The following is a 26,566-nucleotide window of genomic DNA, read 5'->3' as shown; positions in this document are numbered from 1 at the left end:
GATTATGTCCGTAGCCGCCAATGGCGAGATGCAACAGCAGCTCCAACAAGCCCGGTCCCTGATAGAGGCCGGGCAACGTCAGCAGGCCAGCAAGCTGCTGACATTGTTGGCCGGTAACTTCGCTCGTCGGAGTCTGACCGGCCCTGATGCCAGCTCAGTGGCTGAGCTGGCATTTTTTTTCAGCCAGATTAAAGCCTGGAACGACGCCGCTCACTGGTTTTCCAGGGCTGTCGCCCTGGCACCGGATAATGCGCTATACCACTATAACCTGGCCACTATGCTCAGGTTTGCAGGGGATCTTCGGGCCGCGGAGCAGGCCCTGGACAGGGCTCTGGAGCTGAATCCCGCTGATGCTGAAGCGCAGCACTTGCGTTCGTCGCTGCGCACTCAATCGGCCGATGACAACCATATCCATGAGTTGCAACAACAATGTCAGGCTCAGGGACTCTCACCCAAGCAGCGGGTCCACCTGCACTATGCGCTGGCCAAAGAGCTTGAGGATGTGCAGCGTTATGACGCCTCGTTTCGCGCGCTCAAAGCGGGCGCCGATGTACGTCGTCAGCATCTTAATTATGACGTCGCGCAGGATGAGCAGATCATGGCGAAAATCGCCGAGGTCTTTTCGGCAAAATGCCTGCAAGAAAACGCCGGGAAGGGCTTTGAGAGTGCCGAGCCGATTTTTATTCTGGGCATGCCACGCACCGGTTCAACCCTGATAGAACGCATGCTGGGTAGTCACAGTGATGTCAGCATGGCGGGGGAGTTAAATAACTTTTCACAGGCGATGATGGCGCAAATCCGCTCCCAAGGTCGACCTGCGAATATTTTTGAAGCCATCGAAGCCAGCGGGAAGCTGGATTTCAGGGCGCTGGGAGAACACTATCTTCACAGTACCCGGCCCGATACCGGGCACACGGCGCATTTTATTGACAAGCTGCCGCTTAATTTTCTGTATGTGGGACTGATCAAACTGGCCTTGCCCAACGCCAGAATCATCCATGTTCAGCGCGATCCGATGGATACCTGCTATGCAGTCTACAAGCATCTGTTCACTCATGCATACCCGTTTTCATACCAGTTGGATGAACTGGGCAGATACTACCTGGCCTATCAGAAGCTGATGCAACACTGGTATCAGGCGTTGCCCGATAGCCTTTTTACCTTGCACTATGAGGCGCTTATCCGCGAACCGGAAACAACGCTGCGAAGCGTGCTGAGCCATTGTGGTCTGGACTGGCAAGCGGATTGCCTGCGATTTGAGCACAATGCCGATGCAAGCACTACCGGCAGCGCCGCTCAGATCCGCCAGAGCCTGTACTCCAGCTCCGTGGGTAAGTGGCGACACTATCCGCGGCAACTGGCGGAACTGCACAGCCTGTTAACTGCCGGATGCGAGGGCGCGTAGGCGCCGTGTGTCTCTGAATACCTCATAAAAGAGATACAAGGCTATGAGCGTCAGTCCTACTGACAGGCTGCTATTCACGTCATCGATATGCACGATGCTGTCGTGGCCAGGGCGTATCACAGCAAGCTCATCGAGGCTGGCCAGATACAGTAGCACCGCCGCATACAGAAGATTCTGGACAACATTGATGCTCAGGCTTGTGCGGGTCCAGTAAGGTTTGACCAGGCACCACAGGTTGAACAGCAAAGAGAGCACCAGCAAGGCGGTTAACAGCGGAAAGAGTGACGCAAAAGATGCTGAAAACGCATATCCCGATGCGGCCATAGATTCTGCAGAGCGCCAAAGGGGCTGCCAGATTACCAGTAGTAAGAAAGCATTGGTAACCATCTCAGTAAATGTGTCACTGCTCTTAATCTGTTGCCAGGGATGATGAATTTGTGCCAGGTCGCCCGGCTTCCAGGTGTTATAACCAAGCCACCGGTATTCAGTGTTGGTGCCGCTGATGCCATAAAATATCAGTGTGACGCTGGTAAATGTCCATACTACGGTATCCAGAAAGCCCAGACCTAGCTGCAGGATAAAACGAATCAGGTTGAAATCATTCGCTGCCACATGGCCAAGACTCAGTTCCAGTGTGTGCAGGGCGAACAGGAGCCCCAGTGTCGTCCCCAGCACTTTTATATAGATTGGCATCAATGCCGCATTTACCAAAGGCGTGGGCTGGTGGTAATTGGCGGCAATTTTACCAGGGTGGCCAAATTGCTGAAGTATCTGCTCCTGACGTTGTGTCTCAGTGGTGTCAGGCTGCTGCTCGGCCATGGCCTCAAGCTCATCCTCTATGTTGGCTTTAAGTTCGCGCCCGACATCTTCCCTGAGCGGCTCAGGGAGATAGTGCCTGACGGAATAAATGTAACGTTCTAACAGGTTCATTGCATGTTCTCCGCTAATAGCGCATTCACAGATTGGGTTAAGCCTTGCCATTCTGTGCTCAGTTGTTCCAGTAGCGCTTTACCGTCGTTGGAAAGCTGATAGTAGCGCCGTTCGCGCCCCTCGGTGTGGCGCCATTGACTGTCCAGCAGTTGCTGATCTGCCAGCCGCCGTATCAGGGGGTAAAGTGTGCCTTCTTCCACATCGATACCGGCTTGTTGCAGCTGCTTTCTCAGCGAGTAGCCATAGTGCGGGGTGTTGAGTGAACTCAGCACGGCCAGCACCAATGCTCCGCGTCGCAATTCCAGTCGCATTTTGTTGAACTGGCTCGTGGTCATAAAGGTGTCTCTCTGTTATCAATACTGTGCATCGCATACTGTTTGATGCACAGTATGTGAAGAATACTATGTCACGCACAGTAATTGTGCAAATTTTTTTAACGGGGGCGTAATAGGGAAAACGAAAGGGGGCTAAAACGGAGGCAATGAAAAGGTGAAACCCTGTGCCAATAACCAGCTTTGCGCTTCTGCCGGGGACTGGGTGTAAAAATGAAATTCAGGATCATAGCCTGAACTTTCTCTGACGATACGCTCCTGCATGGCGAACTTGCATACGGTGGCTTCGTGGGTCTGGTTGTTTTGTGCGCACCAATCGTAAATTAACTGAAAGTCTTGCAGTGCTTCAATGGTTGGCATGATCCATTCGCGCATATCCACATAGGCCGCCCAGGGCTCATCAGTGATATCTGCAACGGCTTGTTGAACTTCGCCAAAAACCTTTTTTACAACCTGCTTCGACCAGATGTGACGCAGCTTTACACACAGTACATTGCCGCTGACATGCAGCTGGTAGAGACGCTCGTTGTTCATGATGCTCCGCAGATAACTCGAAAATGCAGTCGTATCCAGAGTCATTCAGCATACGCTAAAATCTGTCCGCTGCAAAAAATTATCACTAATAAACAGAGATTTAACAATATTGTGGTTGACTGCTTGTGGCGTTGAGGGAAACTGGGGTCAGTATCAAAAAATCCCCTGAGAGCGATGCCAGATAACTCGTTACCCCGTCACTTTCTGATCATTGTAAATCCGCTTGCCCGTGCAGCGGCGCAGTCGTATCGGCAGCGTCTCACACAGCGTCTTACAGAGGCGGGGATCGCTTTTGATATCTGGCATACAACGGAGAACTATCAGGCCAATCTGCGTCACTTACGACAATGTCAGTCTCACCACACAGACTGGGTTGTGATTGGCGGCGACGGCACACTCAACCTGGCGGTGAATGGTGCAGCAAACAGTAAGGTGGCATTAGGACTGTTACCCTGTGGCAGTGGCAATGATTTTGCCCGCAGCATTTACCGAAAGCACGATGATGCCATTGAGGTGGTACTGGGCGAGCATAGTCGATGGATTGATCTGGGTAAGTGTAATGAGCGCTTTTTTATCAACGTGCTGGGACTGGGGTTTGACGGTCAGCTGGTGGCAGATATGTATGCTCATCCACCCACAATAGGCCGGCGCTGGCGCTATTTAGCCGCGGCTCTGGGTAAGTTACTGTGTTATCGGGAACAGCCCCTTGAGCTTAGCAGCGCGCAACGCTGTATCGGGGAACCGGCTTTTATGGTGGCGTTCGCCAATGGCAGGTATTTTGGTGGTGGGATGCAGATTGCGCCTCAGGCGCAACTTTGCGATGGGATGCTCGATTGCTGCTGGATTGGCCGTGCCCCTGTGCTAAAGAAACTTTACTATCTGATGCGGGTATTTGCCGGGGCACATCTGCACGCTGACGCCGTGCAATACTGGCATGATGCGCACTTTGAGGCGGCCACGTCAGGCTTGCCAATAGAGGGGGATGGCGAATTTTTTGGTACCACCCCTGCCACCATTAGGTGTGTCAAAGGGGCGCTCAGATTCAAACTGCCCGAGCAACATGAAGCCTGTAAAAGCTAATATTTTCCCATTTTTTTCAAATTGTTAGCGCATCATAATGTATCGCTGATTGCGTTGGATTTCTTGACACCCCGGGTATCCCCCTCTATCTATTAAAGGCAGACAACAATCAAAACGTCAGGCAGCAACCCGATGTATTTTACCTCCTGCTAGTATTCCCAAGGCCTCTGAGTGGCAATCAGCCAGGCCTGATTGTGTTCAGGGCACCGCGGCGCAGGTGCTGCCAGTCATGACTCCCGATTTTTTGATAAAAGGTGATGGAGATGACCAGCAAAAGCAATCTTGAAGAGGCCGACAATGGCCAGCCAAAAGACAAGATCAACCCCGTAGTATTTTATGGATCCGCCATTGGTATCGCGTTTTTCGCGCTGTGGGCGATGTTTTTTACCGAAGCCGCAGGCAACATTATCTATGCCGTATTAGGGTGGATATCCGATACCTTCGGCTGGTTCTACTTTCTTGCGGTCGTGGCCTATCTGGTGTTTGTGATTTGGATAGCCTTCTCCCGCTATGGCAGCATCAAACTGGGGCCTGCCCACTCCACGCCTGATTTTAATATTGTGACCTGGGCGGCCATGCTGTTTTCTGCCGGTATCGGTATCGATCTGTTGTTTTTCTGCATTGCAGAGCCTGTGACACAATTTCTCGCACCTCCGGTGGGTGAGGGCGGCACTGAAGCGGCAGCCCGCCATGCAATGGAGCTGACCTTCTTGCACTGGGGATTATCTGGCTGGGGCGTGTATACGCTGGTGGGCATGTCGCTGGCTTATTTCAGTTACCGGCATGGGTTACCCCTGACTATTCGCTCGGCGCTGTATCCGATTTTCGGCAAACGTATTCATGGTCCCATCGGGCACACTGTGGACATTGCCGCGGTACTGGGCACCATTTTTGGCATTGCTACCAGTCTTGGCATTGGCATCATTCAGCTTAATTTTGGTCTGAACTACATGTTCGGTATTCCTGAGTCGGTGGTAACTCAGGCATCCCTGGCGGTGGTGATCGTGATCTTTGCTACGATCTCGGCGCTGACCGGTGTGGATAAGGGCATAAGGCGTTTGTCTGAGTTCAATATGTTACTGGCACTGTTGCTGATGCTTTTCGTGTTGTTCAGCGGGCAGACCATTTTCTTACTCAATGCCCTGGTGATGAATGTAGGAGATTATTTCTCCAAGTTTATCAGCCTGTCGATGGATACCTATGCATTTGATCCCCCAACAGACTGGCTGAATGCCTGGACGGTATTTTTCTGGGCGTGGTGGATTGCCTGGGGACCCTTCGTAGGCTTGTTTCTTGCGCGTATCTCACGTGGGCGCACCATACGGGAGTTCGTTGCGGGGTCATTGATCTTGCCGCTCACCTTTATGATGGCATGGATGTCAATTATGGGTAACAGCGCCATTGAACTGATCATGAGTGGCGGTGGCGTGGAGAATTTCGGTGAGCAGGCCATGAATAATCCCGGCTCTTCCATTTACCTGTTTATGCAGAGTCTGCCCTGGGTTGGCATTACCACAGTGGTGGTGACTGTTCTGGCCATCGTGTTCTTCGTAACCTCTGGTGACTCCGGCTCATTAGTGCTCTCTAATCTGACGTCGGTACTGACGGACCCTAATCATGATGCACCCGGTTGGATGCGTGTTTTTTGGGCGGCGCTGATTGGATTACTCACACTGGCCTTACTGATGACCGACGGGCTCAGCGCGTTACAGGGGACCGTGGTAATAATGGGCCTGCCCTTTGCCTTTGTGCTGTTACTGATGATGGTGGGCCTGAGCAAAGCCTTACGGGTCGAGGGCTTAAAGGAGGCGAGTTACCGCGGCAGCATGGCCGGCTTTTTATCCGGGCGTACCGGTGAAGAAAGTTCTACCAGTTGGCGCAAGCGCTTAAGTAACGCGCTGAGTTTCCCCAGCCATAAAGAAGCTCGCAAGTTCCTGCAAGAGGTAGCCAAACCTGCCATGGAGCAAATTTCTAAGGAGCTGGCAGACAAAGGCCTGAAGGTGGAAATTGAAGAAGGCAGTGCAGAGGAAGAGTACCTGGCGCTGAATGTGGATAAAGGCACGGAGCAGGACTTTACCTATCAGGTGTGGCCACGACGTTGTCTGATGCCCGCTTTTTCTATCAAGGCTGCGGGCGCCTCGAGTCACTATTATCGCCTCGAAGTTCATATCGGAGAGGGCGGCCAGGGTTATGATCTTGCCGGTTACAGCAAGGAGCAGGTGATTGCAGATATTCTGGATCAGTACGAACGTCATCTGTACTTCCTGCACACTCAGCGTGAGTCGATGGGAATAGACACCCAATTACCTGATGACCCGGATAAAACAGAGCATGCCCATGGCTGAATTTAAATTTGATCAGAGTGTTGATTACATCATTGTGGGAGCCGGCTCGGCCGGCTCAGTCCTGGCCAGTCGACTCAGTGAGGACGGAACCAATCAGGTGCTGGTACTGGAATTCGGCGGCAAAGATAATTCTATTTTTATTCAGATGCCGACCGCCTTTTCAATTCCCATGAATAAGCCGAAGTACGACTGGCAGTATTACACCGAGCCTGAGCCCGGATTGAAAGGTCGGAAGATTCATCAGGCCCGAGGTAAAGTCATTGGCGGCTCCTCTTCCATCAATGGTATGGCGTATGTCAGAGGCTGTGCCGGGGATTATCGTCAATGGCAGCAGCTGGGCGCTGATGGCTGGGATTATGAGGATGTGCTGCCCTATTTCAGGCGTGCCGAAGACTGTCTCTATGGGGCCGATGAGTATCGGGCCACCGGCGGGCCGGTGGGTGTGTGTAATGGCAACAACATGCAGAATGAACTGTACCGGGCCTTTATTGAAGCCGGAAAGCAGGCGGGCTATGGCGAAAGTCAGGACTATAATGGCTTTCGACAGGAAGGGTTCAGTCGCATGGACATGAGCGTGCGTGACGGGGTGCGCTGCTCCACTGCCAATGCGTATTTAAAACCGGCCATGAACAGACCTAACTTGCAAGTACAGACCCATGCGCTGACAACTCGTGTGCTGATGTATGGCAAAAAGGCGGTGGGAGTCGAGTATCAGTATCAGGGCAAGACATTGCAGGTGCAGGCGAAAAAGGAAGTGATTCTCTCTGCCAGTGCCTTTAACTCGCCTAAATTACTGATGCTATCCGGTATTGGTCCGGCCGAGCACCTTAAAGAGCAAGGAATTGATGTGGTACACGACCTGCCGGGGGTGGGGCAGAATCTGCATGACCATCTGGAAGTCTGGGTACAACATCACTGTAAGAAACGGATTACCCTCAATGGCTGGCTCAATCCGTTTGGGCAGCTGCTTATTGGCGCGCGTTGGTTTTTCTTCAAATCGGGGCTCGGCGCTACTAATCATTTCGAGTCTAATGGCTACATTCGCAGCCGCGCGGGTCTGGAGTATCCAGATATTCAGTATCATTTTTTACCCGGTGCCATTGCCTATGATGGCTCCAGTGCCGCCAAAGGTCATGGCTATCAGGTGCATCTGGGCGCCAACAAGCCGGCGAGTCGGGGGTGGGTGAAGTTGGCCAGTAAGGACCCTGCGGCCGCGCCGAAGATTTTTTTCAACTACCTCAGCGAAGAGGAAGACCGGCAATGTTATCGCAATGCCCTGCGCCTGACCCGGGAGATTTTCGACCAGCGGGCTTTCGATCCTTATCGAGCGGGGGAGTTGTCACCGGGTGATGATGTGCAAACCGATGATGAAATTGATGACTGGGTGGCAGAAACCGCGGCTTCGGCCTATCACCCTTGTGGCTCCTGCAAGATGGGCACGGATAAAATGGCGGTGGTGGATCCCGAGTGCCGTGTGCATGGGGTAGAAAACCTGCGGGTGATTGACTCGTCTATTATGCCCTTTGTCACCAATGGCAATATTAATGCGCCCAGCATTATGATTGGTGAAAAGGGTGCTGACCATATTCTCGGGCGTAGCTTACCACCGGCCGATGTAGAGGCTTTTTCAGCTGCTGACTGGCAAACCAAACAGCGGGAGACACAAGGCAGTGACTGAAAGAAAAAGACCTGCATGCTCTAATGATGGCCCACACCAACGCTTTGGTTCTGAATACAGGATGCACTGAGCAGGCTGTCATCATTTCGATCGATGTTAACCGGCTAGCTGGAGGGTATTCTCCCTCGCCATTAATTCAGCTGCGCCCATCCAGGGCGCGGCCAAGCAGATAAAAATATTCAAAAAGGATGCTCTGTAGTGTCAGCAGGTGCGCATCTTCAGGGTAGAGACCCATGAGGGCTTCCTGACTTTGTTTGGTGCCTTGCACCAAAAAGGCATTCTTCAACTGCTGATGTTGCACTATGGCCTCAAAAGCCCGAGCCGCAAGTTCCTGTGGCTGAGCGAAATAGAAACTGTTCATTTGCTTGTCAATGCTGACCGCCTGTTGAAGGTAGGCGTTGCCATGCTCACCGTCATCGGTAAGAAACAATAGCTTAAACCACTTTGCCAACCGCTGGTTAAGTGGGTGGTCTAGCAGTGGTGTTTTTTCCAGCCAACTGGCTGAGGCAAAATCAGTGCGGCCCACCTGCTCAAACACCCGCGGGCAGATATAGTGGTCAAAGGCGTGGAACCACTCATGGGCCAGTGCACCACCACCGGCATTCTTGGCCAGTGCCAAAGTGCGGGTACGGGCATCATAGTGAGCACTGGCGTACTTGTTTCCACCGCTGCCAAAGCTCAGTGAAAGCTGGCCATTAAGGGATATTACGGTCTCAGGTACCGAAAGTATCAGCATCAAATCACAAAACGCATCGAAAAACAGATTGGCAGCCAGCTGTTGTTCACTGCGCGTCACCCATTTACCGATGGTGACGGCGCGAAAACCAAACACGCGGTTGATGTCAGCAAAACTTACGTCCTCACCATCTCTGTGGTTCGGGCCGTTACGGAAGTAGGGGCGATGGAGCCGGGTCTGCGTCATCAGAACTTGAGGTGACGGCCACCATCCAGGGCAATAATGCGCCCGGTGACATAATCTGACTCCATTAACCAGGTGATGGTTTTGAGCACCTCCTGCTCGCCGGGTGCAATCGCCATCAAGGATTTTTGCAACGCGTTGTGACGATAGCTTTCATCGTCATTGTCGTTAAAGCAAATCAGTGCCGGGGCAATGGCGTTGACTTTAACTTTCGGGGCGAGCAGGCGGGCAAACGACAGAGTCAGGTTCTCCAGCGCCGCCTTGGAAGCGGCATAAGCCATATGTTTATTGCTGCCAGTGCTGGCCACATAGTCGGTGAGGTGAATGATGTCTGCCTTTTCCCCCTTGAGTAACGGCGCCAGCTGCTGGTTAATCAGCATCGGCGCTTTGGCATGCACGGCCATCATTTGCTCGAAAATTTGCGCCTGTTGTGACGGACTATCTGGCTTCCAGTCAGAGGCATTGTGAATGATAGCGCGCAGGTGGGAGTAGCGACCCCGCACCTCCTCAATAAAGCTCTCCACCCCCCCAGTGGTAGCAAAGTCAGCCTGAATACAATCAATGCCTTTTTCTTCAAGAGCGTCAATCACCGGCCTTGTGCTACGGTAACTGATGACAATTTTGTAATCGCTGCGGTTCAGGGCTTTGGCACAATACAGGCCGATACGCTGGGCGGCACCGGTGATCAGAATCACTTCGCTGGAATCAGACATAATTTGCTTTAAATAAAAAACCTACGTCCACTATTGGAGTATGGTTCACAGTTGTTGCATCTCATCGAGTATCTGCCCGACCCATTTTTCGATGCGCTCATCACTCAGGTCATACTGATTTTCATCATCAAGAGACAGGCCCACAAAATGACTGCCGTCCTCGGTCAGCGCTTTTGATGCAGCAAACTCATACCCCTGGTTGGGCCAATATCCAACGATATGGCAGCCCAGCAGTACCAGTTCATCATGCAACATTCCCAGTGCATCCTGAAACCAGTCGGTGTAACCAATCTGATCACCAAGACCATACAGGGCCACTATTTTGCCGCTTAAATTAAGATGGCGTATGTCTTCCCATTTTGATTCCCAGTCTTCCTGAAGTTCACCAAAGTCCCAGGTGGAAATGCCGAAAATGAGTATGTCGTAGTGCTCCGCTTCTTTGAGGGGCACATCCTTGATATTGTGCATATCTACCAGTTCTTCGCCGAGGGCATCGCGAATTTTTTCCCCCGCCATCTCCGTGTAGCAGGTGCTGGAACCATAAAAAAGACCAATTCTGGCACTGGCTTGGGTCATAAAGTGAGCATGGTTAACAAACGTTGCGCCTATTGTGCTTGCTTAAACAGGTGAGATCCAGTGCCGGTTTGTTACTGGGGGTGTTAGCATAGAGGTAAACTGACTCAGCAGATATCCATTGGCTAACAACACTGACAAGCACACTGATAACGAGGCCACACATCGCCACAACATGGCACTCGTGGACGGCTTTATCGATACCCTGTGGCTGGAAAAAGGGCTCAGTGATAACACTCTGTCAGCGTATCGCAGTGATTTGAGCCGCTTCTGTCTTCATCTGAGTCAACAGCGTGTTGGCCTGGACAGCTTCAATTTGCAGCAACTTCAGCACTACCTGGCCGATCGCTATGATCAAGGGCTGTCAGAGCGCAGCACGGCGCGCTTTTTGTCCAGTCTGCGGGCGTTGGTGAAATACCATATTACGCAGGGAATGCGCGAAGAGGATCCGCTGGCACTGCTGCAAAATCCCAAACTGGGAAAATTTTTACCGAAGACGTTAAGTGAGCATCAGGTGGAAGCATTGTTGGACGAGCCCGATACCGGCGATCCGATACAGCTGCGTGATAAGGCCATGTTGGAGGTGTTATATGCCACCGGGTTGCGGGTTTCCGAGCTGGTTGGCTTGCGCCTGGGGCAATTGAGCACGGTGCAGGGCGTGGTGCGTATTACCGGTAAAGGTAATAAGGAGCGCCTGGTGCCTCTGGGCGAAGAAGCACTGAGCTGGATCCAGGAATACCTGCGTGCAGGCCGGGGCATGTTACTCAAACAACAAAGTGATGTGCTGTTTCCTTCGAGCCGCGGCCGCCAGATGACACGCCAGACGTTCTGGCATCGTATTCGCCATTATGCGGTCAGGGCCGGCATTGAGCAGAACCTTTCTCCCCATACGCTGCGTCATGCATTTGCCACCCACCTGTTAAACCATGGTGCAGATTTACGTGTGGTGCAGATGTTGCTCGGCCATGCTGACCTCTCGACAACACAGATTTACACCCATGTGGCGACACAGCGGCTGCAAAGTCTGATTGATGAGCACCACCCGCGGGGCTAGGCCCCTTCAACACGGTGCTCCGCGGCAGCGGACAGGGCAAAGGAAGGCATCACCGGCGCGATGACATCGAGTGGAAGCAGGTTGGCGGTTTGCTTCTGCTCAGTCTATCGGCGCAGTATTGAGGCGCTTTATCCTGTTGTGGTTGGTATCCTGGGGAGCCAGCGTTTACAATGTGTCGCTGTAATGATTTCCTGCGTTGGCAGGTCTGATAGTTCATCACCTCTTTATTCGGATTTTTTTATGCTCAGAATGTTTTCTATCATCCTTATCGCTCTGTTGGCGTCCTTGTCGTTTCATGCACAGGCGCAGCAGGATTATGCTGATATCCGCGCCAAAATTACCGACAGTATTGGGCTGTCTGTTATCGAGGTGACGCCGTCTCCGGTTCCCGGTTTATTACAGGCAATGACCAACAGAGGCTTGTTCTATATCTCTGAAGATGGCACTTACCTGGTGCACGGCAAAGTCTTTAACCTGGACAAAGGGCTGCAGAATGAAACGGAAGAGGCCTTGTCGGCAGTGCGTCTGCAGGGGATCGATACTTTTTCAGATTCAATGATTGAATTTAAGGCCGATGACGAGAAATATCAGGTTACGGTGTTTACCGATACCACCTGCGGCTATTGTCGTAAGCTGCATTCGCAGATAGACAGCTATAACGAGAAAGGCATCAGTGTGCGTTATCTGGCGTTTCCGCGCGGCGGCGTCAGTAGCGGCGGTTTTAAGGAGCTGGTGTCGGTGTGGTGTGCCGACAATCCCAAGAAGGCGATGACTGCCGCAAAAGCCGGTGACGATATCAGTAACAAGAGCTGTAAGAATAATGTCAGTGCTCACTATAACTTTGGCCAGCAGGTTGGCGTACAAGGCACCCCGGCAATTGTACTGAGCAATGGCAACATGATCCCCGGATACCAGCCTCCCGCGGAGCTGCTTAAAATTTTGCAGGACATCAGCTCCTGATGTCCGGGTACCGGTTAAATAACCTTATCATCAGACAATCCGATTGAAATGACGCTCAAGCTTAAAGCCAGGCCAGAAGGACAATGGCTGGATGGCAGTAGTGCGATACCACCGCGTTTGCGAAAAATTTATGCCAGTCGTGGCATACAAGGTGAAGCAGCATTGCAGCGTCAGACCTCAAATCTGGCCCATTACCGTGAGCTAAAGGGTATTGATACTGCCGTCGCCTTGTTACTGGAGGCCCGTGAACAGCAGACCAGAATTACGATTATCGGTGATTTTGATGCCGACGGGGCCACCAGTACTGCATTGTGTATGCTGGCGCTGCAAAGCATGGGCTTCACCCATGTGGATTATCTGGTGCCCAATCGCTTTGACTTTGGTTATGGCCTGAGCCCGGAGATTGTGGATTTGGCGCACCAGCAGCAGGCGCAGTTGCTGCTTACTGTGGACAACGGCATTGCCTGTCTGGACGGAGCCAGACGCGCCAGAGAGCTGGGGTTAAAGCTGCTCATTACAGACCACCACCTGCCCGCAACACAGCTGCCTGAGGCCGATGCGATCGTTAACCCGAATCTTTCTGATTGCGGCTTTCCCTCCAAGAATCTTGCCGGTGTGGGCGTTGCCTTCTACCTGATGCTGGCCTTGTGCCGGCAGTTGCAGCAGCAGGGGCTGGCGACGCCCAACCCTGCCGATTTTCTGGATTTGGTGGCGTTGGGTACTGTGGCCGATGTGGTAAAGCTGGATGGGAATAATCGTATTCTGGTGTACCAGGGATTGCAGCGTATCCGCCATGGCCGCTGTCGTCCTGGTATACAGGCCATGTTAGAGGTGGCAGGCCGTGATCCCACGCGAATTCAGGCCAGTGATCTCGGTTTTGTTGTGGGCCCACGATTAAATGCTGCCGGGAGACTGGATGATATGGCCATGGGCATAGAGTGCCTGCTGGCAAAGGACCAGGGTACAGCCCGGCAGATGGCGGTGCAGCTTGATAACCTCAACCGTGAACGCCGGGAAATCGAGTCAGGGATGCAGGAAGAAGCGCTGAAAACCTTGCAGCAACTTAGCTTTAATGAGCAACAACTTCCCAGTGCGCTGGTGTTGTACCAACCCGACTGGCATCAGGGCGTGATTGGTATTCTGGCCGGGCGTATTAAAGAGCGTTACTTCCGTCCGACCATTGCCTTCGCCCATCAGGATGAGGCTTCCCTCAAAGGCTCCGCGCGCTCAATTCCGGGATTGCATATTCGCGATCTGCTGGAGGAAGTAAACAGCCGCTACCCTAATGTGATTGATAAGTTTGGCGGCCATGCCATGGCCGCAGGGTTGTCACTTAAAGTCGACAACTTAGCTGCGTTCGAAACGGTATTCTCGCAGGTGGCCGCAGAGTGGCTTGAAGGTCATGCGCTGGAAGGGGAAATTATCACCGATGGAGCATTGTCTTCTGAGGAGCTGTCTCTGGACTTTGCCCAACTGCTTAAAGAGGGTGGCCCATGGGGACAGGGATTTGAAGAGCCCTTGTTCGATGGTGAATTTGAGCTGGTGGATCAGCGTCTGGTGGGCAGTAAACACCTGAAAATGATGGTGCGGGAACCGGGCGGAAAACTGATTGATGCCATCGCCTTCAATGTGGATCTGGCGCAGTGGCCCAGCGCCCGGGTTAAACATGTTCAGCTGGCTTATCGTCTGGACATCAATTATTTCCGCGGCAGGGTGTCGTTGCAATTGCTGGTTGAGGATCTCGCACCCGCAGGCTGAGACACGTGAACCGGAAGCCGCGGTGGGTGTCAGGCAGAACGGAGGCGGGAGATTTTTTGTGCAAAAACGGTAGCATGGTCTTTATCCTGTAAGATTTTCACCATGTCGTCGGTGGCACCCATGCCGAGCCTGACAATACCTTTGTAAGTCTCAGGCTGTTGCTCATGCAGGATTTCGATAATGCTGTAGGTTTCTTTGAGGCAGCACTGTTGTACCTCTTCATTGTACAGTCTCGACAACCGTTTAATCGACTCAGCTCCTGAGACCTTGCCCACTCCTGATTCGGCATTGCGTATTTTCTGTACTTTCTCACGCAATACCAGTGTCCGTTGCATGAGTTCGCTCATCAGTGTCAGAACCTGTTCTGCCAGAGCCGGGTTTAAGCTGGCCAGTTTGTTCTCAAACTCGGAGATTGCTGGCAGTTCAAGTCCAAAAACTTCAGCTTTGCGGTATACTTGTCTGGCTTCAATGACAAGGTGGTGGGCGGTAAAGATGGTCTGAACATGACCTGCGGGGTTTTGCATGACCTGTGGGCTCAGGGTTATCTTAGCCTGATCAAGATATGCCTGCGCCTGTTGGTGTACTTTAGTCAGCCTCAGTTGTGATTGTGATGGCCCGTTGCTGTCGTTACAGCCCGTGAGCAGCAACACCGCCAACAGCAACGAGATATAATGCATGTGGATAGCGCTTTCCTGTGTTTATCTGGTCTGTCAGACTAGAGACAGACGCGTGTAAATGCAAGCCGCTAACAGATTCGGATAAGAGCATGGCCAAAAAAGACAAAACCAAGCAGCTGCTGGAACAACATCCCAATCTGACTCATTCTGAGCAGATGAAGGTGATATCCCATGTGCAGCGGGAAGATGACGACTGGCTGGTGAATACGCTGATGCTCGAAGGTCATGACGTGCCCTTTCGTTTTAAGCGCAAAAAGCGTTATCGCAGCTTGCAGGGTGCCAGGGTCAACATTACCTATTATTCGGAAACGGAGATTGTCGCCGGGATGGAATTTGAATATATGAAGATCGTCAGGATCCGTCAGTCCTGAACTGGAGTAAAAGATGACGGATTGGCAGTGGTTTTGCGATTGAACACCCTTTTCCAAAATGGTTACGTATTGCACCGGCGGGCTTACCGGGAAACCAGTTTCCTGGTGGACGTGTTTACCCTGGAACAGGGTAAGTTGCGGGTTGTGGCCAAAGGCGTACGTAACAGTAAATCAGCAAGGGGCAGCCTGGTTCAGCCCTTTCTGCCCTTGCAACTGAGTGTTGCCGGGCGCCATGAACTGAAGACGCTGCGCCACCTGGAATCAGCGGGGAAGGGGTTTTCCCTGCTGGGCAATCACCTGTATTGCGCCATGTACCTCAATGAGCTGCTGCTGCGGCTTTTACCACCGGATATGCCCTTTGATATCCTTTATCAGGCTTATACCATGAGCTTGCAGGGACTGGCGGCGAAAGCCGATATCGAACCCATACTGCGCGAATATGAATTGTTGCTGTTGCAGGAACTGGGCTACGGTATACCCCTGAGCCATACCGGTGATAGCGGCGAGCCCATAGAGCAGACAGGCGTGTATCAGTATTCGCCACAACTGGGGCTGATTGCCCATAAGGGGCGCTATGTACCCCAGCATAGCTTCAGCGGCGAGGTGTTACTGGACATGGCTCAGGCACACTGGCACCCACAGTCGTTAAAAGCGGCGAAGCGTCTGACCCGCATGGCGTTGAAACCTTTACTGGGCGACAAGCCCCTTAAGAGCCGGGAACTTTTTTTACAACCTATTCAGGAGTTCAGTCAGTGAAAGATATTTTACTCGGTGTCAATATTGACCATATTGCTACCCTGCGCAATGCCCGTGGCACCACCTATCCGGACCCCGTACATGCAGCTCAGATTGCTGAGGGCGCCGGTGCCGACGGGATCACTGTCCACCTGAGAGAAGACCGTCGCCATATTCGTGACCGTGACGTTGAACTGCTCAGTCAGACCCTGCAAACGCGCATGAATCTTGAGATGGCCGTCACGGAAGAGATGCTCAGTATCGCGGAGCGGATAAGGCCGCAGTTCTGTTGCCTGGTACCAGAAAAACGCGAGGAGCTGACAACCGAGGGCGGCCTGGATGTGACGGGGGCCGGTGCCCGCATCAAGGACGCCTGCGAGCGTTTAATGGCGGCCGATATTGAGGTGTCATTGTTTATCGATGCCGATCTGCGACAAATTGAGGCCAGTGCCAAAGCCGGCGCCACCTATGTCGAGATCCATACCGGTGCTTATGCGGACGCTCCATCTGAAGAAATGAAAGAGCAGGAACTGGCGCGTATTGCCAAAGGGGTCACCTATGCCCATAGCCTGGGTTTGAAAGTCAATGCAGGTCATGGTCTGCATTACCATAATGTTAAACCCATTGCGGCCTTACCCGAACTGGTGGAGCTGAACATTGGTCATGCCATTATTGCCCGTGCCGCTTTCGATGGTTTGGCAAAGGCCGTTGCCGATATGAAACGCCTGATGCTGGAAGCCAGATGGTGAGGGAAATGGCCTTTGAACTGAGGACGAAAAAGCCACGGATGCACGACGTCAGATTTCCTCCTTCTTGTCATAGCGGAGCCTGACATGGCGATTATCGGAATTGGTACCGACATTGTCGAAATCAGTCGCATAGAGGGGCAGTTGCAAAAATCATCAAGGCTGGCCGAGCGTGTTCTGACCGAGGCAGAACTGGCTGAGTGGCGTACACACGCGTTTCAGGCGCGTTTTCTGGCCAAGCGTTTTGCGGCGAAAGAAGCTACGGTGAAAGCCTTTGGTACCGGTATTGGCAATGGGGTGAGTTTTCGGCAAATGGAAATTCGTCACTACGACAGTGGCAAGCCCTATCTACATTTCTCCGGTTATTTAGAGCAACTGTCGCAGCAGTGGATGCTGAGTGGCACCTTTATCAGTATTGCCGATGAGCAGCACTATGCCATGGCGACGGTGGTGCTGGAAAAGTAAGGAGTCACTACCATGGTGCAAATTTACAAGGCTGCGCGCAAAAAAGCGACGCCGGCCAAAGACCTGAAGCTTAAGGTTGATGCGTTGGATCATCATGGCAATGGTGTCAGCCGCAGTCACCAGCCGGTAGTGTTTGTCGAAGGCGCCTTGCCCGGTGAAGTGGTGATGGCCAGGGTGCAGGCGCGCAAAAAGCGTTTCTGGCAGGCACAAACACACAAGGTGATTCAGGCAAGCCCTGAAAGAATCGATCCATTTTGTCCCTATTTTGGTGAATGTGGAGGCTGCCAGCATCAGCATGTTGGTCAGTTACCCCTGCTGAACTATAAGCAAGAAGCGGTTGCAGAGCTGTTGCAAAAAGCCGCAGGCATAGATGCACTGAATTGGCAGGCACCGCTGTATGACAAGTCGCAGGCATATCGCCGTAAAGTCCGGCTGGCGGTAGACGCGCGCCGGGGAGCGGGTAAGGACAAAGCTGCTCACTCATCGGTGCGCATCGGTTTTCGGGCCAGACAATCTGATACTGTGGTTGATATTCACGCGTGTCAGGTGCTGACTGATCCGTTGCAGGCGGTTTTACCGGCGCTGCGCAAGTTGGTGAAAGGCTTGGTATCCGTGCGTCATCTGGGGCACATCAGTATGGTGGATGCGGACAACCAGTTGCAGTTATGCCTGCGAATGACACAACCTTTACCTGAAGCTGACCGCCTGACCTTGCAGGAATTTTCCCGGCAGCAACACTGCAGCATACTGTTGCAAAAGGCCGAAGGAGAGCTGGACGCGATTGCCGGCGAGGAGGTGGACGCGACCTACGCACCAGAGCCTCATCTGAGCCTGGCATTCAGGCCTACCGATTTTATTCAGGTCAATCATCACATCAACCAGGCTATGGTCAATCAGGCTATGAACTGGCTGGATATTCGGGCTGAGGATAAGGTACTGGACTTATTTTGCGGTGTTGGAAACTTCGCTTTGCCTATGGCCAGTCGGGGCGCGCAGGTTATCGGCATTGAGGGTAGCCAGGCTATGGTTGAACAGGCCCAGGATAACGCCCATCGCAATAGTCTGAGCGCTGCATTTATACAGGCTGATCTGAGTGATGAAAAAGAGCTAAAACGTCTGGTGTCTGAGATCGGACAGGTGGATAAAGTGCTTCTTGACCCGGCCAGGGCAGGAGCCAGCGCTATAACGTCATGGCTGCAACAATTAAACCCGGCGCAAATCTTGTATGTTTCCTGTAATCCCGCAACGTTCACGCGGGATGCGGCGATGTTGGTTGAGAACCGTTGGCGGGTAGATAAAATAGGCCTGATGGATATGTTTCCTAACACTGCCCATACTGAGCTTATGGCATTGTTTGCGCGCAGCGGGTGCTGATTTTTCTTTTCACCCCGTTTTTTCGGGGCACGTACACTGATAACGACATATTGAGATGACATGGTTTCCATTCGCAAGGTACATAAACAGGCAGCGACCCCTTTTCCTGACTGGCTTCGTTCAATGCATTTACCGGCGGCCACAGCAGGCAAGCTAGGCGGGCTGGCTGAAAAGTTTGACGTCTCAATGGCCGGACGCGAGATGGTGGAGATTCTCCATGAACTGCACATGGACGATGAAACCTTGCAGACAGCCTTACTGTTACCTTTGTTTGAACAACAGAACTGGGATGAGCAAAAGATTACCGATGCCTTTGGCCCGGCTATCTGGATGCTGGTACAAGGTGTGCGGCGAATGGATGCCATCCGAGCCCTGCACAATAATAAGCAGGCCCGCACCGATGAAGTGCAGATAGATAATCTACGACGCATGCTACTGGCGATGGTGGAAGATGTGCGGGCGGTAGTGATTAAACTGGCCGAGCGAATCTGTACCTTACGGGAAGTGAAAGATGCTGACGAGGAAACCCGGGTGCTGGTGGCCAAAGAGTGTGCCGGCATTTATGCGCCATTGGCAAACCGTTTAGGCATTGGTCAGCTGAAATGGGAACTGGAAGATCTCTCTTTTCGCTATCTGCACCCTAAAACCTACCGACAGATCGCTGGATTGCTGGATGAAAAACGCGAGGATCGCGAGCAGTATATCGATGACTTTGTGACTAACCTGCAAGGTCAGCTCAATGAACAGCAGATTCGTGCAGAAGTCTATGGTCGCCCCAAACACATCTACAGCATCTGGAAGAAGATGCAGAAAAAGCATCTGGGTTTCGAGCAGTTGTTTGATATCCGCGCCGTCAGAATTATTGCCGAGCGGCTGCAGGATTGTTACGGCGCCCTGGGTATCGTGCATGCGAATTGGAAGCATATTCCCCGCGAATTTGATGATTATATCGCCACACCAAAACCTAACGGTTATCAGTCCATTCATACCGTGGTCGTAGGGCCAGAAGGGAAGGCGGTTGAGATTCAGATTCGTACCCAGCAGATGCATCAGGACGCCGAGCTGGGCGTGGCGGCGCACTGGAAATACAAAGAGGGTAGTCCGGGTGGAAGAAGTGGCTACGAAGATAAAATAAACTGGCTGCGTAAGATCCTGTTGTGGCAGGAGGAAATGGCCGAATCCGGCGACCTGGTGGAAGAGCTTCGCAGTCAGGTGTTTGATGACCGGGTGTATGTGTTTACGCCTAAAGGGGATGTGGTGGATCTGCCATTGGGCTCCACGCCACTGGATTTCGCTTACTATATTCACAGCAATGTGGGTCACCGCTGTATTGGCGCGAAAGTATTTGGCCGCATCGTACCTTTTACCTATCAGCTACAGACCGGCGATCAAGTGGAGATCCTCACAGGCAAGGCTCTGAACCCCAGCCGGGACTGGATGAATCCACAACTGGGGTATGTTCATTCAAACCGTGCGAGAGCCAAGATTCATACCTGGTTTAAGAAACAGGACAGAGACAAGAATCTGCAAGCCGGCAAAGAGAGTCTGGAGAAAGAACTGCAGCGCAACCATATTGCCCTTAAAGACGCTGCACAGGCCTGTGCTAAGTTCAATCTCACCAGCGTGGACGATCTGTACGCTGCCATCGGGGGTGGAGATGTTCGTTTGTATCAGGTGGTGCATTATCTTCAGCAGTTGCATGCACCCGCGCCAGAGCTGGACCCGCGTATCAAGAAGCGGCCTAAACACAGTGTGGCCAAAGACGCTGTGGTCGTAGAGGGCGTGGGGAATCTGATGAGTCAGCTGGCTAAGTGTTGCCAACCTTTGCCAGGCGATGCGATTCAGGGCTTTATTACTCAGGGGCGCGGTGTCAGTGTGCACCGCGAAGACTGTGACCAACTCTTGCACCTGATGGAGACCCATCCTGAGCGCGCTATCGAAGTACATTGGGCCAATGAGCGCAGTGCCGCCTTTGAATCTGAGCTGGAGATACGCTGTGCTGATAGAGACGGAATATTGCGGGATATCACTACCGTGTTGGCAAACGACAAGGTGGGGTTATTAGGCGTGAACAGCCTGAGTAATAATAAGGATCATACCGCCCGCATTAGTCTCAAACTGGAAGTACGTGATCTGAACAGTTTGTCCAGGGTGGTCAGTCGTTTAAAACAGATTAATGGCGTGAGCGAAGTTCGTCGCACGGAGTACTAGTTTGTTAGTAAAGAGTCAGGAGTGAGGTGGGGGATTCGTTCACCCCTGACTTCTCTCACCTCACTAATACGTTTGGACACTTCACAGAAAAAAGGAACCCATGTGACCATTATTAATGATCAAAATTACCCAAATCTCGATAAGCTTTTGTGGGTGATGGATAAACTCCGCGACCCTGACGACGGTTGCCCCTGGGATTTAAGGCAAAGCTTTAAAACCATTGTGCCCTTTACCTTGGAAGAAGCCTATGAAGTGGCTGATGCTATTGAAACCGGTACCCCGGAGGAGATTCGTGAGGAACTCGGCGATCTGCTATTTCAGGTGGTTTTTTACGCCAAACTGGGCAAGGAGCAGGCGTTGTTTGATTTTGAGGATATAGCCGCCACGATGGCGGAAAAACTGATCCGCCGCCATCCCCATGTGTTTGGCGAGAAAGTCTTTACTGAACAGGAGGTTAAAGCTAACTGGGAGGCCGAAAAAGCGAGAGAAAGAGCGCAAAAATCCACAGGCAATAGCAGTGTACTGGATAATATTCCACAGGCCCTGCCGTCACTGACCCGCGCCGCTAAGATCCAAAAACGTTGCGCCAATGTAGGTTTCGACTGGCCCGACACACAGGGTGTGTTTGCTAAGATTCAGGAAGAAATCCTCGAAGTACAGCAGGAACTTAATCAACCGCAAATTAATCAGCAGGCGCTGGAAGAAGAAGTTGGCGACCTGCTGTTTGCCACGGTCAATCTGGCCCGTAAGCTAAAAAAAGATCCTGAAACCTTACTGCGAGCCGCCAATAATAAATTCGAGAGACGCTTTCGGGCCGTGGAACAACACTTTGCTGAATCAGACACATCCCTTGAGCAATCTACCTTAGAGCAGATGGAAACAGTATGGCAGCAAGTCAAGCAGGCAGACAAGGCTGATTAGCGGTGCACTGGCATCGCGAAAGAGTAGACTCCTGAAAACCTAGTCTCTTTGGTTTAGCGCATTTAATTGAAACCGCATTGCATTTTCCGGGCGTTTTCAGTCCCTGGGCATCGCCGTAGAAAGTTCCTTACCACTTCGGCATACCGTCCATCCCTGGACATAAAAAAGCGCTCAGTAAGAGCGCTTTTTAATTGGAGAATATAAGTCTATGTTAGCGGGTGTGACGGCGTGACAGCCACAGGCTCATCAAACCCAGGCCCAACAAGGCCAGTGGCGCAGGGGTAGGTATGTCAGTAGGTTCACCGATTACCGTACCGGCAATGGTGGCTCCGTCAAAGGCCATCCCGCTGTCAAAGGCACTGTCATTCCAGTTAACAACACCGATTTCCAGGCGGTAGTTTCCAGCCGAGCCAATATTATAAGCTGCCTGTATCCAGCCAGTGTAACCGCAACCAGTGTCGTAGCAACTACCTGACTCACTACCTAAAGGAGACCAGGTTGGTGCACCGCCAATAATAGGGGTGCTGCCCGGAGTCAGTGTGGCTGTGGGAGCTGGCATGCTAAATCCGGGTACGGTATCGCCACCATCGCTGCGGGTTCTGGCGGTAAAAAGTAGCGCCACTTCGTTAGACGCTGCATCCAGAAGCCGCGCCCAGGCATAATCGGCATACCCTGCACCATCGGAGGTAACATAGTTAAAGTAGAACTCCAGGGCATCACCTGACTCTGCGGCAAAAATAGGAGAGGTGATCACCGAACCATCCGTAGCGTTGCCTGTGCCGCCTACACCTGGCAAACCTACACCAGTAACGCCACCGTTGGTGCTGACATAACCGTACTGGCTGTCTCCGTAAGGAGAAAGAGTCACAACACCATCGGCGCCCAAGGTGCCGGAGTTACCTGTGCCAGTCCAGCCACTTAGCAGGATGGCGGAAGCGGGGGTTGCGGTCAGCACGGCGGCCATGCCGAGTGCGGATATTTTTAGCAAATTTGACAATTTCATTAGTTTATTCCCTCAGTACATTACATGTAGTAACAAATTGCTCGTTGTATGCTCAGGTAGCTTAAACCGTGCCATTATTGTTTATGCTTTTAAAACAATAAGATATGAAATTATCTGTGTCATCCGTGTCATAAAGTGTAAATTTATATGACACTTTTTTGAAGAAGTGTTAACAGGAAGTTTGTGTTTTGACGAGAGTGGAATAGGCTAGTAATAGCAGGGGGTACCTGCATCAGTGGCACATCGATAAAAGGATCTGTTGTGATAAGCCATCGTGACTTTGCCAGACTGAGGTTGTCTCATTTTTTAGCACCAGAATCTGTAGAGGAATTTGATAGCTGGCAGTTTATGGGCCGCGAATGGCTGGGTGAGGCGGTCGGCGCCACCGAGTTTCTGCGCAGTAAAGTGTCACCCAGTGACACTCGCCTGATAAGTCTGGACTTACTTAATCTCCCTCCCCATAAGACCACACAGATATTGCAATGTCTCGATATTCCCCTGCGTGCAGGGATGTCAGAAGCCGAAGTGATCGCATTGTTGGGGAAGCCGGCTAAGGTGCACAATTTTTTACCGGACAGAAAGGCGTTGGATTATCAGTGGTTTCAGCCTGATCCCTACCAGGTTACCCTCACCCTGTTCAAAGAACAGGGGCTGGGTAAGCTGTTGTTGCTGGCAGAAGACGTGTTATGAGGCTATCAGTAGTCTTTGCTGAATAAAGACTCAAGGTTGAGTCCCTGATGGCCAAGCATATCCCGTAGCCGGCGTAAGGCCTCTACCTGTATCTGACGAACACGTTCACGGGTCAGACCAATTTCCGCGCCCACATCTTCCAGGGTAGAGGGTTCATAACCCATCAGACCGAAACGTCTGGCAAGGACTTCCCGCTGTTTTGGATTGAGTTCATGCAGCCAGTGAATAATGCTGCTCTTCATATCCTTGTCCTGCAGGTCGGCCTCCGGCCCATGACCTTTTTCATCGGCGATAATATCCAGCAGGGCTTTGTCATTATCACTACCAATTGGCGTATCCACAGAACTGATACGCTCGTTCAGTCTCAGCATTTTGGTAATGTCTTCTACCGGCCTTTCCAGTGCGGCGGCAATCTCTTCGGCAGTTGGCTCATGATCGAGTTTCTGCGCCAGTTCCCGGGCTGCGCGCAAATAGACATTGAGTTCTTTGACCACATGAATCGGCAGCCTGATGGTGCGGGTCTGATTCATGATCGCCCGTTCAATGGTCTGGCGTATCCACCAGGTGGCATAGGTAGAGAAGCGAAAGCCTCGTTCAGGATCAAATTTTTCGACAGCGCGGATCAGTCCCAGATTACCTTCTTCGATGAGATCCAGCAGGGCGAGACCCCGATTATTGTAGCGGCGGGCAATTTTTACCACCAGACGCAGGTTGCTGACGATCATCCGTTTTCTTGAGGCTTCATCACCTTTGAGAGCGCGGCGTGCAAAGTAAACTTCTTCTTCAGCGCTGAGCAGGGGAGAAAAACCTATTTCGCCGAGGTAAAGTTGGGTGGCATCCAGGTTTCTAGGGGTATCATCCTGATTCGCCAGGATTTCTTCCATTGGGTCGACATCGTTATCGGCATCTTCTATATCAGATTCGATAACGTCTTCAATTTCTTCAGTCAGGTCTGCATCTTTCAGTTTCTTTTGACCCATGACAGTATCTCCAGCAAGTTGTAGGTTGGTTTATCGCTCTCCTTTCGTTTTTATTCTTATTTATTGTTATTTTCTGTCAGGAAGAAACCTCAGTGGATCGACGGATTTGCCCTTATAGCGCACTTCAAAATGAAGCATAACCCGCGACGTACCACTATCTCCCATTGTCGCAATTTGTTGGCCCGCCTTAATCCAGTCTTGCTCTTTGACGAGAATATCCTGATTGTGGGCGTAAGCCGTAAGATAGGCATCGGTGTGTTTAATGATCACCAGATTGCCAAACCCTCTTAATGCATTGCCAGTGTAAACCACTTTACCCGCCGCTGACGCCAAAATGGACGTACCACGCGCGTTAGCAATGTCTATTCCTTTATTACCATGTTCCTTCAGTGAAAATCGCCCGACCAGCTTTCCTTCTGCGGGCCAAAGCCACTGTTCAACGCGCTCAGGAAACACATTCCTGGCGGAGGAACTGCTGCTCTTTTGAGCAGCTTTAGATTTACCATACGCCTGCTTTTTCGGAGGGTCAACTGTCTGATTTGTATTTATTTTTGAGGTCTGACCAGTTGTCTGTTGTATCGGTTTAGACGGGATTTTTTCTGCTTCTGTGAGGCGTAATTGCTGTCCAGGGTAGATTCTATAAGGGGCTTGCAGGTTATTGATACGGGCCAAATCCCGGTAATCATTTCCTGAGTACCATGCAATGGAAAAGAGCGTGTCACCACGTTGCACTCTATACTCATCAGTCTGCCCATCTTGTTGAAACTGACTGAAGGATTTGGGCTGGCTTAACTCCATAACCGGTGCCGGGGTTGTGCGTGAACCACAGCCGCTTACAAGCATGATCAGGACAGACAGAAAAGCAGCCCGGCGAAACATGGCTACCTCAACACAAAATACAGCACAACGACCATTACCACCATGGCCCAGCCAATTGCTTCGACATACTGGCGAAGTTTGGCCTCCATCGGCGCACCGCCCCATCTCATTAACGCGGCAACCAGATAAAAGCGCATGGCCCGGCCGACGGTGGAAGCGAGGACAAAGGGTAAGAAGGCCATTTGCAGAAAACCGGCACTGAGCGTAAAGACCTTATAGGGAATAGGCGAAAAACCGGCTAAAAACACGACCCACACACCGTAGAGTTCGAACCAGGCAATGGCACGTTCCACCTTATCCGCATACCCCATTTGTTCAATCAAAGGCTGCAGTAATGAATCATAGGCCAACCATCCTAATAGATAGCCGGCTATGCCGCCTGCCACTGAAGACAGCGTGGTTATCAGGGCATAGAACCATGCTTTTTCCGGTTTAGCCAGCGCCATAGGCGCGAGCATCACATCGGGCGGAATAGGAAAAAACACCGATTCGGCGAAGGTCATGGCGCTCAGATATCGCGGCGCATGGCGGTGCCGTGCCCATCGCATGGCGCTGTCATAGCAGTACTCAAAAATTTTCACACAATGTTTCCGGGGATCAGCGGCACAAAGCGTACTGCTTCTACCTGAGTTTGTTCAAAATCATCACCGTTGCGGGTGATGGCGTATAAAAGCTGATTGCTGTCGCCAACAGGAATAATCAGCCTGCCGCCATCGGCGAGTTGTTCAAGCAATTTACTCGGCATGTGGCTGGCGGCTGCAGTAACAATAATGGCATCAAATGGGCCTTTGCTGGCCCAGCCTTCCCAGCCATCACCGTGCTTCATTGAAATATTATGTAAATCAAGGGATTGCATACGGCGCTTGGCCTGATACTGCAAGGCTTTGATGCGCTCCACGCTGAACACTTTGCCAAACAGTTGCGCGAGAATGGCGGTTTGATAACCGGAACCTGTACCTATCTCCAGAATGCTCTTAGCCTGATTAGGGGCCTCCAGTAACAGCTCTGTCATTCTGGCGACAATATAGGGCTGAGAGATGGTTTGTCCCTGGCCGATGGGCAAGGCGGTATTCTGATAGGCCTTGTGTTTCAGCGCATCGGGTAAAAACACGTCCCGTGGTGTCGCCGCGATGGCTTGCAACACCTGCTGATTGGTAATGCCCTCCTGATGTAACAAGCGGGCTAACGTCTCGCCTTTTCGCGAGTGTGAACGTTGTGTATGACTCATTATGT

Annotated in this window: 27 protein-coding genes; 15 read left to right on the top strand and 12 right to left on the bottom strand. The window is 51.9% G+C overall.

What is annotated here, in order from left to right:
- Positions 1–4: 4 nt before the first annotated feature.
- On the top strand, positions 5–1,405 hold the full coding sequence (locus CCY32_RS06955) for a sulfotransferase (protein WP_088329877.1): 1,401 nt from the start codon (positions 5–7) through the stop codon (positions 1,403–1,405).
- Here the strand turns inward: CCY32_RS06955 and CCY32_RS06950 are convergent.
- From CCY32_RS06950 to CCY32_RS06940, 3 genes are all read right to left on the bottom strand, one after another.
- On the bottom strand, positions 1,379–2,335 hold the full coding sequence (locus CCY32_RS06950) for a hypothetical protein (protein ID WP_088329876.1): 957 nt from the start codon (positions 2,333–2,335) through the stop codon (positions 1,379–1,381). The genes CCY32_RS06955 and CCY32_RS06950 overlap by 27 nt on opposite strands.
- A complete protein-coding gene (locus tag CCY32_RS06945) occupies positions 2,332–2,670 on the bottom strand; it encodes a PadR family transcriptional regulator (RefSeq protein WP_088329875.1) in 339 nt (112 codons plus the stop codon). Before CCY32_RS06945 ends, CCY32_RS06950 begins: the two co-directional genes overlap by 4 nt.
- A 132-nt stretch (positions 2,671–2,802) precedes the next feature.
- Complete coding sequence (locus CCY32_RS06940; RefSeq protein WP_088329874.1) at positions 2,803–3,201, bottom strand: hypothetical protein; 399 nt, start codon at positions 3,199–3,201, stop codon at positions 2,803–2,805.
- Positions 3,202–3,375: 174 nt separating this feature from the next.
- On the opposite strand from CCY32_RS06940, the gene CCY32_RS06935 reads away from it, so the two are divergent.
- The 3 genes from CCY32_RS06935 (at position 3,376) to betA (ending at position 8,304) form a co-directional block, all read left to right on the top strand.
- Complete coding sequence (locus CCY32_RS06935; protein WP_088329873.1) at positions 3,376–4,281, top strand: diacylglycerol kinase family protein; 906 nt, start codon at positions 3,376–3,378, stop codon at positions 4,279–4,281.
- A 263-nt stretch (positions 4,282–4,544) separates the two neighbouring features.
- Complete coding sequence (gene betT / locus CCY32_RS06930; RefSeq protein WP_210401697.1) at positions 4,545–6,626, top strand: choline BCCT transporter BetT; 2,082 nt, start codon at positions 4,545–4,547, stop codon at positions 6,624–6,626.
- Entirely contained in the window at positions 6,619–8,304 is a 1,686-nt protein-coding gene (gene betA / locus CCY32_RS06925) for a choline dehydrogenase (protein WP_088330136.1), read from the top strand. Before betT ends, betA begins: the two co-directional genes overlap by 8 nt.
- A 136-nt stretch (positions 8,305–8,440) precedes the next feature.
- On the opposite strand, the gene CCY32_RS06920 is transcribed toward betA, so the two are convergent.
- The 3 genes from CCY32_RS06920 to fldB are packed head-to-tail and all read right to left on the bottom strand — an operon-like array spanning position 8,441 to position 10,512.
- Complete coding sequence (locus CCY32_RS06920) at positions 8,441–9,226, bottom strand: CLCA_X family protein (RefSeq protein WP_088329871.1); 786 nt, start codon at positions 9,224–9,226, stop codon at positions 8,441–8,443.
- Positions 9,226–9,936, bottom strand: a complete 711-nt coding sequence (folM, locus tag CCY32_RS06915) for a dihydromonapterin reductase (RefSeq protein ID WP_088329870.1) — start codon at positions 9,934–9,936, stop codon at positions 9,226–9,228. Before folM ends, CCY32_RS06920 begins: the two co-directional genes overlap by 1 nt.
- A gap of 45 nt (positions 9,937–9,981) precedes the next feature.
- The gene (gene fldB / locus CCY32_RS06910) at positions 9,982–10,512 is read right to left on the bottom strand and encodes a flavodoxin FldB (RefSeq protein WP_088329869.1); all 531 of its coding nucleotides are present in this window, start codon (positions 10,510–10,512) and stop codon (positions 9,982–9,984) included.
- A gap of 172 nt (positions 10,513–10,684) precedes the next feature.
- On the opposite strand from fldB, the gene xerD reads away from it, so the two are divergent.
- The 3 genes from xerD to recJ all read left to right on the top strand — a co-directional run bounded on the left by xerD (position 10,685) and on the right by recJ (position 14,281).
- Complete coding sequence (gene xerD, locus CCY32_RS06905) at positions 10,685–11,563, top strand: site-specific tyrosine recombinase XerD (protein WP_088330135.1); 879 nt, start codon at positions 10,685–10,687, stop codon at positions 11,561–11,563.
- A gap of 240 nt (positions 11,564–11,803) precedes the next feature.
- Positions 11,804–12,523 carry a bifunctional protein-disulfide isomerase/oxidoreductase DsbC gene (gene dsbC / locus CCY32_RS06900; RefSeq protein ID WP_088329868.1) on the top strand — a complete coding sequence of 240 codons (720 nt, stop codon included), beginning with the start codon at positions 11,804–11,806 and terminating at the stop codon, positions 12,521–12,523.
- 48 nt (positions 12,524–12,571) lie between these two features.
- Positions 12,572–14,281, top strand: a complete 1,710-nt coding sequence (gene recJ, locus CCY32_RS06895; protein ID WP_088329867.1) for a single-stranded-DNA-specific exonuclease RecJ — start codon at positions 12,572–12,574, stop codon at positions 14,279–14,281.
- A gap of 29 nt (positions 14,282–14,310) precedes the next feature.
- On the opposite strand, the gene CCY32_RS06890 is transcribed toward recJ, so the two are convergent.
- Positions 14,311–14,958: a hypothetical protein gene (locus CCY32_RS06890; RefSeq protein ID WP_088329866.1), complete on the bottom strand. Its 648-nt coding sequence runs from the start codon at positions 14,956–14,958 to the stop codon at positions 14,311–14,313.
- An 89-nt stretch (positions 14,959–15,047) separates the two neighbouring features.
- Here CCY32_RS06890 and CCY32_RS06885 point away from each other — a divergent pair, with 89 nt between their 5' ends.
- The 7 genes from CCY32_RS06885 to mazG all read left to right on the top strand — a co-directional run bounded on the left by CCY32_RS06885 (position 15,048) and on the right by mazG (position 21,781).
- Complete coding sequence (locus CCY32_RS06885) at positions 15,048–15,329, top strand: hypothetical protein (protein WP_088329865.1); 282 nt, start codon at positions 15,048–15,050, stop codon at positions 15,327–15,329.
- Positions 15,330–15,368: 39 nt separating this feature from the next.
- On the top strand, positions 15,369–16,085 hold the full coding sequence (recO, locus tag CCY32_RS06880; RefSeq protein WP_088330134.1) for a DNA repair protein RecO: 717 nt from the start codon (positions 15,369–15,371) through the stop codon (positions 16,083–16,085).
- Positions 16,082–16,813: a pyridoxine 5'-phosphate synthase gene (gene pdxJ / locus CCY32_RS06875; protein WP_088329864.1), complete on the top strand. Its 732-nt coding sequence runs from the start codon at positions 16,082–16,084 to the stop codon at positions 16,811–16,813. The genes recO and pdxJ overlap by 4 nt, the downstream gene beginning before the upstream one ends.
- Before the next feature lie 84 nt (positions 16,814–16,897).
- The gene (gene acpS, locus CCY32_RS06870; RefSeq protein WP_088329863.1) at positions 16,898–17,275 is read left to right on the top strand and encodes a holo-ACP synthase; all 378 of its coding nucleotides are present in this window, start codon (positions 16,898–16,900) and stop codon (positions 17,273–17,275) included.
- Between the two features lie 12 nt (positions 17,276–17,287).
- Positions 17,288–18,649, top strand: coding sequence for a 23S rRNA (uracil(1939)-C(5))-methyltransferase RlmD (gene rlmD, locus CCY32_RS06865; RefSeq protein ID WP_088329862.1), 1,362 nt, complete (start codon positions 17,288–17,290; stop codon positions 18,647–18,649).
- Between the two features lie 60 nt (positions 18,650–18,709).
- Entirely contained in the window at positions 18,710–20,860 is a 2,151-nt protein-coding gene (gene relA / locus CCY32_RS06860) for a GTP diphosphokinase (RefSeq protein ID WP_088329861.1), read from the top strand.
- A gap of 102 nt (positions 20,861–20,962) precedes the next feature.
- Entirely contained in the window at positions 20,963–21,781 is an 819-nt protein-coding gene (gene mazG, locus CCY32_RS06855) for a nucleoside triphosphate pyrophosphohydrolase (RefSeq protein ID WP_348638938.1), read from the top strand.
- A gap of 211 nt (positions 21,782–21,992) precedes the next feature.
- Here mazG and CCY32_RS06850 read toward each other — a convergent pair whose 3' ends face one another.
- Positions 21,993–22,784, bottom strand: a complete 792-nt coding sequence (locus tag CCY32_RS06850) for an NF038132 family protein (RefSeq protein ID WP_088329860.1) — start codon at positions 22,782–22,784, stop codon at positions 21,993–21,995.
- A gap of 261 nt (positions 22,785–23,045) precedes the next feature.
- Between CCY32_RS06850 and CCY32_RS06845 the strand changes: the two genes are divergently transcribed.
- Positions 23,046–23,474, top strand: coding sequence for a hypothetical protein (locus tag CCY32_RS06845; RefSeq protein WP_088329859.1), 429 nt, complete (start codon positions 23,046–23,048; stop codon positions 23,472–23,474).
- Positions 23,475–23,479: 5 nt separating this feature from the next.
- Here CCY32_RS06845 and rpoS read toward each other — a convergent pair whose 3' ends face one another.
- From rpoS to CCY32_RS06825, 4 genes are all read right to left on the bottom strand, one after another.
- A complete protein-coding gene (rpoS, locus tag CCY32_RS06840; protein ID WP_088329858.1) occupies positions 23,480–24,454 on the bottom strand; it encodes an RNA polymerase sigma factor RpoS in 975 nt (324 codons plus the stop codon).
- A gap of 66 nt (positions 24,455–24,520) precedes the next feature.
- Positions 24,521–25,252, bottom strand: coding sequence for a peptidoglycan DD-metalloendopeptidase family protein (locus tag CCY32_RS06835; protein ID WP_348638937.1), 732 nt, complete (start codon positions 25,250–25,252; stop codon positions 24,521–24,523).
- Positions 25,253–25,335: 83 nt separating this feature from the next.
- Positions 25,336–25,914, bottom strand: a complete 579-nt coding sequence (locus CCY32_RS06830; RefSeq protein WP_088329856.1) for a YqaA family protein — start codon at positions 25,912–25,914, stop codon at positions 25,336–25,338.
- On the bottom strand, positions 25,911–26,561 hold the full coding sequence (locus tag CCY32_RS06825) for a protein-L-isoaspartate(D-aspartate) O-methyltransferase (RefSeq protein WP_088329855.1): 651 nt from the start codon (positions 26,559–26,561) through the stop codon (positions 25,911–25,913). The genes CCY32_RS06830 and CCY32_RS06825 overlap by 4 nt, the downstream gene beginning before the upstream one ends.
- Between the last annotated feature and the right edge of the window lie 5 nt (positions 26,562–26,566).

This window comes from Lacimicrobium sp. SS2-24, assembly GCF_002201535.1.
Taxonomy (GTDB): Bacteria; Pseudomonadota; Gammaproteobacteria; order Enterobacterales; family Alteromonadaceae; genus Lacimicrobium.
This window is presented reverse-complemented; position numbering and strand designations above follow the sequence as displayed.

Excerpts from the sequence above, each read along its gene's own strand:
- fldB (WP_088329869.1), bottom strand. The coding sequence starts at position 10,512 with ATGACCCAAGCCAGTGCCAGAATTGGTCTTTTTTATGGTTCCAGCACC.
- rlmD (WP_088329862.1), top strand. The coding sequence starts at position 17,288 with ATGGTGCAAATTTACAAGGCTGCGCGCAAAAAAGCGACGCCGGCCAAA.
- CCY32_RS06955 (WP_088329877.1), top strand. The coding sequence starts at position 5 with ATGTCCGTAGCCGCCAATGGCGAGATGCAACAGCAGCTCCAACAAGCC.
- folM (WP_088329870.1), bottom strand. The coding sequence starts at position 9,936 with ATGTCTGATTCCAGCGAAGTGATTCTGATCACCGGTGCCGCCCAGCGT.
- recJ (WP_088329867.1), top strand. The coding sequence starts at position 12,572 with ATGACGCTCAAGCTTAAAGCCAGGCCAGAAGGACAATGGCTGGATGGC.
- CCY32_RS06940 (WP_088329874.1), bottom strand. The coding sequence starts at position 3,201 with ATGAACAACGAGCGTCTCTACCAGCTGCATGTCAGCGGCAATGTACTG.
- rpoS (WP_088329858.1), bottom strand. The coding sequence starts at position 24,454 with ATGGGTCAAAAGAAACTGAAAGATGCAGACCTGACTGAAGAAATTGAA.
- xerD (WP_088330135.1), top strand. The coding sequence starts at position 10,685 with ATGGCACTCGTGGACGGCTTTATCGATACCCTGTGGCTGGAAAAAGGG.
- dsbC (WP_088329868.1), top strand. The coding sequence starts at position 11,804 with ATGCTCAGAATGTTTTCTATCATCCTTATCGCTCTGTTGGCGTCCTTG.
- CCY32_RS06825 (WP_088329855.1), bottom strand. The coding sequence starts at position 26,561 with ATGAGTCATACACAACGTTCACACTCGCGAAAAGGCGAGACGTTAGCC.
- CCY32_RS06835 (WP_348638937.1), bottom strand. The coding sequence starts at position 25,252 with ATGGAGTTAAGCCAGCCCAAATCCTTCAGTCAGTTTCAACAAGATGGG.
- CCY32_RS06890 (WP_088329866.1), bottom strand. The coding sequence starts at position 14,958 with ATGCATTATATCTCGTTGCTGTTGGCGGTGTTGCTGCTCACGGGCTGT.
- relA (WP_088329861.1), top strand. The coding sequence starts at position 18,710 with ATGGTTTCCATTCGCAAGGTACATAAACAGGCAGCGACCCCTTTTCCT.
- betA (WP_088330136.1), top strand. The coding sequence starts at position 6,619 with ATGGCTGAATTTAAATTTGATCAGAGTGTTGATTACATCATTGTGGGA.
- CCY32_RS06950 (WP_088329876.1), bottom strand. The coding sequence starts at position 2,335 with ATGAACCTGTTAGAACGTTACATTTATTCCGTCAGGCACTATCTCCCT.
- CCY32_RS06935 (WP_088329873.1), top strand. The coding sequence starts at position 3,376 with ATGCCAGATAACTCGTTACCCCGTCACTTTCTGATCATTGTAAATCCG.
- betT (WP_210401697.1), top strand. The coding sequence starts at position 4,545 with ATGACCAGCAAAAGCAATCTTGAAGAGGCCGACAATGGCCAGCCAAAA.
- CCY32_RS06920 (WP_088329871.1), bottom strand. The coding sequence starts at position 9,226 with ATGACGCAGACCCGGCTCCATCGCCCCTACTTCCGTAACGGCCCGAAC.
- CCY32_RS06945 (WP_088329875.1), bottom strand. The coding sequence starts at position 2,670 with ATGACCACGAGCCAGTTCAACAAAATGCGACTGGAATTGCGACGCGGA.
- acpS (WP_088329863.1), top strand. The coding sequence starts at position 16,898 with ATGGCGATTATCGGAATTGGTACCGACATTGTCGAAATCAGTCGCATA.
- CCY32_RS06850 (WP_088329860.1), bottom strand. The coding sequence starts at position 22,784 with ATGAAATTGTCAAATTTGCTAAAAATATCCGCACTCGGCATGGCCGCC.
- CCY32_RS06885 (WP_088329865.1), top strand. The coding sequence starts at position 15,048 with ATGGCCAAAAAAGACAAAACCAAGCAGCTGCTGGAACAACATCCCAAT.